Source organism: Bacillus sp. MBGLi79, assembly GCF_002953915.1.
The window spans coordinates 2,389,090-2,396,849 of sequence record NZ_CP026521.1 but is presented as its reverse complement, the minus strand read 5'-3'; the positions used below and the strand labels follow the sequence as shown (position 1 = coordinate 2,396,849).

Genomic DNA, 7,760 nt, shown 5'->3' with positions numbered 1-7,760 from the left:
TTGAAGTTTTGTCTGATTTTTAAAAATATAAGCCCATTCTAAAACTATGTAAGGCGTGATATGCGTTTAAATTTTGTCTCTGAAAGAGCGTTAATTTAAATTCGAAGTTTTTTATTTTCTTTTCAGTAACATTTTGATCATGTTTTCCTACTAAAGAATCAGGAAAGTGGGGAAAAACATGATAAAAAAGAACAACTTTAAGAAATGGCTATTGATCATTGCTGGATTCTTGATCATCTGCGTCATCGCATTATTTGTAATGGTGTCAGGAAACAAAGTGAAATATGAGGGCAGCGGGAAAAGCGGACTGTGGATGTCTAACCTTGAAAAATCAGACAAAACTTCAATTGGACCTAATTACTTTCTGAATTTGTATTGGCAGGGGAGTAAGGAAGATGAGAAAAGAACTGTTGTTGAAAGAATTACTCTGTATGTAGATGGCGAAAAATATCAAGATGATCACATAGATGAGTACGACTTATCAGAATACACAGGTGAAGAAATGCCAGGTGGGGGACGTATGGAGGACCATATCGCCACCTTTGATTATATGCCTGAAGATGAAGTGATAGGACATGATGTATTAGTGAAGGTAGAGTGGAAGACAGGCCAGAAAAAACAGACAGAAGAAATCAAATTACATAAGAAGCCATGGTATAAAAAATAGCTTATTTGATGTATTTGTGATCACATTTGTGGTCACTTTTTTATTTGCGGATTCCTAGGCACAGCAATCTAGAACTCTGCATAGGCTGAAATAAAATCTTGTTCATTTCTAAAACGAGGTGCATGCTGTTGGAACAACAACCAATCAATCATGAAGACAGAAACGTGCCGCAGCCTATTCGAAGTGATGGAGCTGGAGCTATTGATGCAGGTCCGCGAAATATGATGCGGGATATTCAAAATCCGAATATACTTGTTCCGCCTGTTACAGATGAAGGTATGATTCCTAACTTGAGATTTTCATTCTCAGACGCTCCCATGAAATTAGATCATGGCGGCTGGTCAAGAGAAATCACCGTCAGACAGCTTCCGATTTCGACTGCGATTGCAGGGGTAAACATGAGCTTAACTGCGGGAGGTGTCCGCGAGCTTCATTGGCATAAGCAAGCGGAGTGGGCTTATATGCTTTTGGGACGGGCACGTATCACCGCTGTTGACCAGGACGGACGAAATTTCATTGCTGATGTTGGCCCCGGCGACCTTTGGTACTTCCCGGCAGGAATTCCGCATTCCATACAGGGATTAGAACACTGCGAATTTCTGCTCGTTTTCGATGATGGAAACTTTTCTGAGTTTTCAACGTTAACCATTTCTGATTGGCTTGCACACACCCCAAAAGATGTTCTCTCTGCGAATTTTGGTGTGCCGGAGAATGCTTTCAACTCTCTTCCTTCAGAGCAAGTCTATATCTACCAAGGGAATGTGCCGGGATCAGTCGAAAGTGAAGACATTCAGTCACCATATGGAAAAGTACCCATGACCTTTAAACACGAGTTGCTAAATCAACCCCCAATTCAAATGCTAGGGGGGAGCGTACGAATTGTGGATTCTTCTAACTTCCCGATTTCAAAAACGATAGCCGCTGCACTTGTTCAGATTGAGCCTGGCGCGATGAGAGAGCTTCATTGGCACCCTAATAGCGATGAGTGGCAGTATTATCTAACAGGGCAGGGACGCATGACAGTATTTATCGGGAATGGGACTGCCCGCACATTTGACTATAGAGCAGGTGACGTTGGATACGTGCCTTCTAATGCTGGACACTATATACAAAACACTGGTACAGAAACCTTATGGTTTTTAGAAATGTTCAAAAGTGACCGCTATGCAGATGTGTCACTCAATCAATGGATGGCATTGACTCCTAAAGAATTAGTGCAAAGCAACTTAAATGCTGGATCAGTCATGCTTGATTCTCTGCGTAAGAAGAAAGTGCCTGTTGTAAAATATCCAGGCACGTAAAGACTGAACCGATCACACAGTGGTCTTAAAGTAACTAGAGCTAGGTGTCGGCCTGCGTTTTTATTTAATCCCTATGTATGCGTTATGTAGGGGTTTTCTGCTTGAATCTATTGTAATGAGCTTTAAACTGTTTAGGTATTACACTGGATAGACAAAGAAGAAGACCTTAATGTAAGATAAAAAAATTTAATTCTTAGGAGGAAAGGATATGGATTTACCTATATGGGCGTATATCATATTTGCAATCACAGGTGCGGCAGGTTTTATCAGTTTAATGTGGTTCAGTTTTTTTGCTGACAAAATTGAAAAGTGAAATTTTATAAGCGATGTAAATTCGTTTTACATTATTGGATTAACATTAAGTTTACATAATGATATTATTTAAAACTGAAAAAAATAACTAATTGATCTGTGTACTAAATATTCATTGAAACAAAAATAGATTGGCCCTAAGGAACAAAGCCATTTTGCAAGTTCTTACTATAGAATCGCAATCACTACAGACGATTCTGTACATCAAGAAGCTCAGATGAATTATTTTTAGGTGAGTTTACTAATGATGAAACCCGGTATGCTTCCATGGCATCAGCTTCATAAGGCACAAGCAAGCTTTGCAGATATTCAGGGTTTGTATTGTGAGGATTTAGCCACTCCTTTTCAAAATCACGGGCCAATATAACCGGCATCCGGTCGTGTATATTTTTCATGAGCTCATTAGGCTCAGTTGTTATGATGGTGCAGGTATAAAGAGGGTCTCCTTGATGTGTGTTCCACTTTTCATATAAGCCAGCAAACGCAAAAAGAGCAGATGATTTCAATTTGATCCGCAATGGGATTTTGGTTTTGGAATCAAACCGTTTCCATTCATAAAAACTGTCGGCAGGGATGATGCAGCGTTTGCTGACAAGCGGTCTTCGAAAAGCCGGTTTCTCGGTTATTGTTTCGGCTCGAGCATTGATCATTTTATAACCGATCTTTTCATCTTTTGCCCAAGGAGGAATAAGTCCCCATCTAAGCTTGCCTAAGCGATTATTGGATCCATCATTGATGATCGCAAGAATGTTTTGTGATGGTGCGATATTATAGCTCGGCTGGTATTCATCTTTAGGAAAAAATTGATTGATGTCAAACTGGTCAATAATATCATCAAATGCAGAGAATAAAGTAAACCTGCCGCACATGTCCATCATCCTTTTTAGGGGTTTTTGAATAGTGTGTGGGACGAACGTTCATTTCATACAGGACCAGACAATGATTTCTTTTTACTTGCGATAAACTGGTATAATAAGAAGACAGTTAAGAAGTTATTGTGAAAAAGAAATAATGCTTTTTGGTTTGACCAAGGATCGTTTAAAAATCGCGTTTAAGAACAAAAAGAGGCACGGCGTTATTTACGCAGGCCTCTTTTATATCAGTAGCCAAATACCAGAGTTGTACTTTGTGATCCGGCATATTTCGTGACAAATTCTTTTGTATACTCCGGTGTTTGAACGCGATAACTGTAATTTGTCCCCGGATTCCATGAAGTCAAAGGGGAGGTTTGCTTGTTGAGTGAAGGGTAGCTGCCTATATCCTTGAAATAACCTGTGCTCTTGTCGTCAAGGATTCCGCCTTTTTCACTGCCTTTCCCAAAGTAATTATATTCGGAATATATTTTTGCTTTTGTGGCAATCGTAATCGCCTGGTTAAAATTGTTGCTGTAATTGTTTTTAACATGAAAGTATCCGTATCTCATCAGACCCGGGCCTCTAACATACAGGTTCTCAAAATAATTATTTGCGATTGTCATGTGGGGGTAGCCGTCATATTGATGCTGAGAATCATCTGGGTATCCTAAAATCAAACCGTATTTATGATTCGCAAATTTTGAGTTGCTGATCGTGATATAATCTGCTGATTTACCGATATACAGGAGTTTGTCCAAATCACTCCCGCTTGCACTATAGCTGTGGCCGGAGAATGTGACGTGATCTATCCAATAGTTCATGCCGGAGTCTAAATAAAGCTGGATATCATTATTTCCGTTAATCTGCGGACTGTGTTCAAACGTTAAATTTTGAAAAATGACATTTCCAGAAGCTGAAGAAGTTGTTAAATAAATATTTTTCAGCGTTTTTTTCGCATAAGAGCCCACGAGTGTTTTATTTGAGCCAACGATAACTGTTGTTTTCGCAGATGCGGAAAGATCATTTTGGAGCACTAAAATTTTTGGTGTGGATCCTCCTAGATGGGTTTTTAAATCATTTACGCTTTGAATGTAAACAATCTGCCCGTTTTTCCCACCCGTTGTGCCCGCTTTGGAAATGCCTCTTTCATTTTTAGCATTTCCGGCAAATCCTAAAAGGCCATTTGTCGAGGTATTCGGAAAATCAACTGCGCCTAACGCTTTATCAGGCAAGAGAACCAATAACAAACCAAACACGGCGAACCATAAACAAAATCGTTTCATTACAATATACTTCCTTTCAATTTTAATCATTTCCTTGCGGAGATTATTATTACAGTTAATGGAAAGGAATGATAGGTTCTATCTTCCCAATTAACGCTTGGTTACTTAAAAAATATAGATTGCGTCAAAAGACATACTAACAATTGAAATAGAAGAAAGGATTGATACAACGTTGACTGCAGCCGCTTATCGAAACACCTTGCTATCACTTTTATGTTTAACAGCTGGAATCGTGGATGTAATTGGGTATTTAAGCTTGGGACATGTGTTCACAGCTAATATGACTGGAAACATTGTATTATTGGGATTAGCTATCGGCAAATCCCTTCAGGTCACTGTTTTCAATTCCTTAACTGCGCTCATTGGATTTATATGCGGCGTGATCATTGCAACACTGATTGTCGGAAAGGCGGAAAATACCCTTTGGCCTGCTGCTGTAACAAAAGCCCTTGCACTTGAAGCATTCATTTTATTTGTCTTTGCTTGTCTTTCTTTTTACCGGGCTTTTGTTCCTGTGCACATTCTGATTATACTCATGAGCATTTCCATGGGGATTCAAACGATAGCAGCCAAAAAACTGGGGATCGCAGGTATTTCTTCAACTGTATTGACCGGAACACTCGCTTCTCTATTAGAGGATATATCCGGCCGTTTGTTTTTTAAGAAGCAAAAGAAGACTTTCTTAAGAGATACTGTGTTAAGAGCACTGGCTATTATTTTATATTGTGTGGGAGCTATTATTGTTGCTCTGGCTGAGCCTGATTTTAATCACTTCATTATTTGGGTTCCGATTGTGCTGATCTTTGGCATTATGATGACAGCTAAGTTGAAACTAAGCGGGGAAAAATAGCTTTTCCTGCATAGCTGTTATCAGGCCAACAGGCTGTCTCATTTTTTGATTGTTATGTGAATTTTGTGAGGTAAAAATAAGAAATTCGGCTGATGTGCACATTCGTTCATTCGAATTGCTTTTTTCATAAGTACGCTTCATTAGATATATGAATGATAGTGAATTCGCCTTAAAATCAACTATGAATCTATTTCCTCTTTCAAACCAGTTGGATTGAGTCTTATAATGATAATGATTCTCATTTGAAGTCTGGTTTGAGGAGGACCAAGTATGAAAAAGATCATGAGTGCATTTGTTGGTATGGTTTTATTGACGATCCTCTGTTTTTCCCCGCAAGCTTCGGCAGCATATAACGACCTGCATGAAGGATATGCAACGTATACAGGGTCAGGTTATTCAGGAGGAGCTTTCCTGTTGGATCCCATTCCTTCCGATATGGAGATTACTGCAATAAATCCAGCGGATCTCAATTACGGAGGAGTAAAAGCAGCTCTTGCCGGCTCTTATTTGGAAGTTGAAGGGCCAAAAGGGAAAACTATCGTTTATGTTACTGATCTATATCCCGAAGGTGCTCGGGGAGCTCTCGATCTGTCACCTAATGCCTTCCGTAAAATCGGGAATATGAAAGATGGAAAAATCAATATTAAATGGCGTGTTGTCAAAGCTCCAATCACCGGAAATTTCACGTACCGGGTCAAAGAAGGCAGCAGCAGGTGGTGGGCGGCAATTCAAGTCAGAAACCACAGATATCCTGTTATGAAAATGGAATATGAAAAGAATGGCAAGTGGATTAACATGGAAAAAATGGACTATAACCATTTTGTCAGTACGAATTTAGGGACAGGCTCTCTCAAAGTCAGAATAACTGACATTCGCGGGAAAGTCGTGAAAGACACCATTCCAAAGCTGCCTGAAAGCGGAACGTCCAATGCATATACAGTGCCAGGGCATGTACAGTTTCCTAAATAAAAAATACGAAACAGCGGATCTTTTTCCGCTGTTTTTTTCATTGTTCTACATCTGCTTGTAAAAATGCTTTTATGATGTTCAACTGCTCCTGCTTTGGATAGCTGGTATACAGCCTGCTTGAAATCCGAATAGGATCTCCGAAAAAGTATCTTTCGTAATGGGTTTGTCTTGTTCCGAATGAGCTCATTGTTAAATCCCATGCCAATCGGAAAATTTTCACCCGTTCTTCAGCATTTGTATTGGTTGCTTGAAGATATTGGTCAAGATCTTCCCGTATCTCTGAATCAAATGCATTTTCAGTAGGCAGTGTCACCATTCCGCTAGCTCCAATTAATTGTATGATTTCAGTAAATCGAGGATATAGCTTAGGAATAATGGTACTGATGACTTGAAGAGGAATTAAACTAGGGCGCATATAGCCGAATTCATCTAATTGAGCGTCATTTTCCGACTTGTCAATGAGCGCTTTGATTGTTTCCAATCCTACAATGATTTCAGAGAGCTTTTCTTGTATGTGCTGATATTCGGAAACATTAATGGTGTCAACCAGAAGCTGTGCAACGCCTAATAGAAATTCAATTTTTATCATTTGCCTAATGACAACCTGGTGAAAGGTAAAAGCATGAAATGAGCTTTTTGTCATAAATTCTTTAGCTGTTTCCACATTATCGTAAAAAAACACACGATTCCACGGCACTAACACATGATCAAAAACTACAATTGAATCCATCTCTTCATACCTTGAGCTTAAGGGGTGATTAAAGGCAGAGTCGCTTAACACAAATGATTCTCTTGTGATGAATTTGACGCCTTTTGTATTAGAAGGGAGTGAAAAAGCATAAGCTTCATCTGTTTCAAAGAAAAATTTAGGCGCTGAAAAAACCAATATTTCATCAGTCAACCCGCCTTGTGTTGCAAGCAGACGCGCGCCATGAATGATTAAACCTTTTTCGGTTCTATCAATGACTTTAGCAGATATCGGTTTTTCACTTAGCCCGAAATAGGACTGTGACCGGTTCACTTGCGGGGTAATGAATGTATGGGTAAAAGAAAGGTCATGCTTAGCAGCTTGTTTATACATATCTAGTATATGTTCAGGAAAGCAATTCTCTTTATCTTTTAGAAGCTCTGCTGACGAAGCAAAGCTCATCATAACCGTATTCATGTAATCCGGACTTCTCCCCATCATTCCGTGAGTGTGTCTAGCCCAATGTTCAATCATGTTTCTTCTTTTTTTCAAATCATTCTTGGTCTTAGGCTGGAGATAGGAAAGGCCGATTCGATCATGATCTCCAGGAAGGCAATAAGTCATTTCGTTTATTAACTCATCCTTTGTTTGCAGTTCATAAAGCGAGCTTTTTGTTTTGAGTATTCCTTTAAATGCCGGATGATCAGAAATGTTACCCTTTATTTTTTTGCCATCATACCATATTTCGTTTTCTAGTTTGTTCAATCGGTCAATGAATTCTTTGCCATTGATGATCCCCATTTTAGTGTATCGCTCCTTAAATGTATGCTGCGTAT

The 7,760-nt window shown here is 39.3% G+C and carries 7 protein-coding genes; 4 read left to right on the top strand and 3 right to left on the bottom strand.

Features of this window, described 5'->3' with window-relative positions:
• Positions 1–178: 178 nt before the first annotated feature.
• Together C1T29_RS11800 and oxdD are read left to right on the top strand one after the other, a co-directional pair.
• Positions 179–667, top strand: coding sequence for a DUF4944 domain-containing protein (locus C1T29_RS11800; RefSeq protein WP_095431612.1), 489 nt, complete (start codon positions 179–181; stop codon positions 665–667).
• 122 nt (positions 668–789) lie between these two features.
• The gene (oxdD, locus tag C1T29_RS11795) at positions 790–1,968 is read left to right on the top strand and encodes an oxalate decarboxylase (protein WP_095431613.1); all 1,179 of its coding nucleotides are present in this window, start codon (positions 790–792) and stop codon (positions 1,966–1,968) included.
• Positions 1,969–2,465: 497 nt separating this feature from the next.
• Here the strand turns inward: oxdD and C1T29_RS11790 are convergent, their stop codons facing one another.
• The gene (locus tag C1T29_RS11790; protein ID WP_095431614.1) at positions 2,466–3,149 is read right to left on the bottom strand and encodes an SOS response-associated peptidase; all 684 of its coding nucleotides are present in this window, start codon (positions 3,147–3,149) and stop codon (positions 2,466–2,468) included.
• A 230-nt stretch (positions 3,150–3,379) separates the two neighbouring features.
• Complete coding sequence (locus C1T29_RS11785) at positions 3,380–4,417, bottom strand: polysaccharide lyase family 1 protein (protein ID WP_095431615.1); 1,038 nt, start codon at positions 4,415–4,417, stop codon at positions 3,380–3,382.
• A 172-nt stretch (positions 4,418–4,589) separates the two neighbouring features.
• On the opposite strand from C1T29_RS11785, the gene C1T29_RS11780 reads away from it, so the two are divergent.
• The gene (locus C1T29_RS11780; protein ID WP_095431616.1) at positions 4,590–5,267 is read left to right on the top strand and encodes a YoaK family protein; all 678 of its coding nucleotides are present in this window, start codon (positions 4,590–4,592) and stop codon (positions 5,265–5,267) included.
• A 270-nt stretch (positions 5,268–5,537) separates the two neighbouring features.
• Positions 5,538–6,236, top strand: coding sequence for an expansin ExlX (gene exlX / locus C1T29_RS11775; protein ID WP_095431617.1), 699 nt, complete (start codon positions 5,538–5,540; stop codon positions 6,234–6,236).
• Between the two features lie 37 nt (positions 6,237–6,273).
• Here exlX and hpaB read toward each other — a convergent pair whose 3' ends face one another.
• Positions 6,274–7,725, bottom strand: coding sequence for a 4-hydroxyphenylacetate 3-monooxygenase, oxygenase component (hpaB, locus tag C1T29_RS11770; protein WP_095431618.1), 1,452 nt, complete (start codon positions 7,723–7,725; stop codon positions 6,274–6,276).
• Between the last annotated feature and the right edge of the window lie 35 nt (positions 7,726–7,760).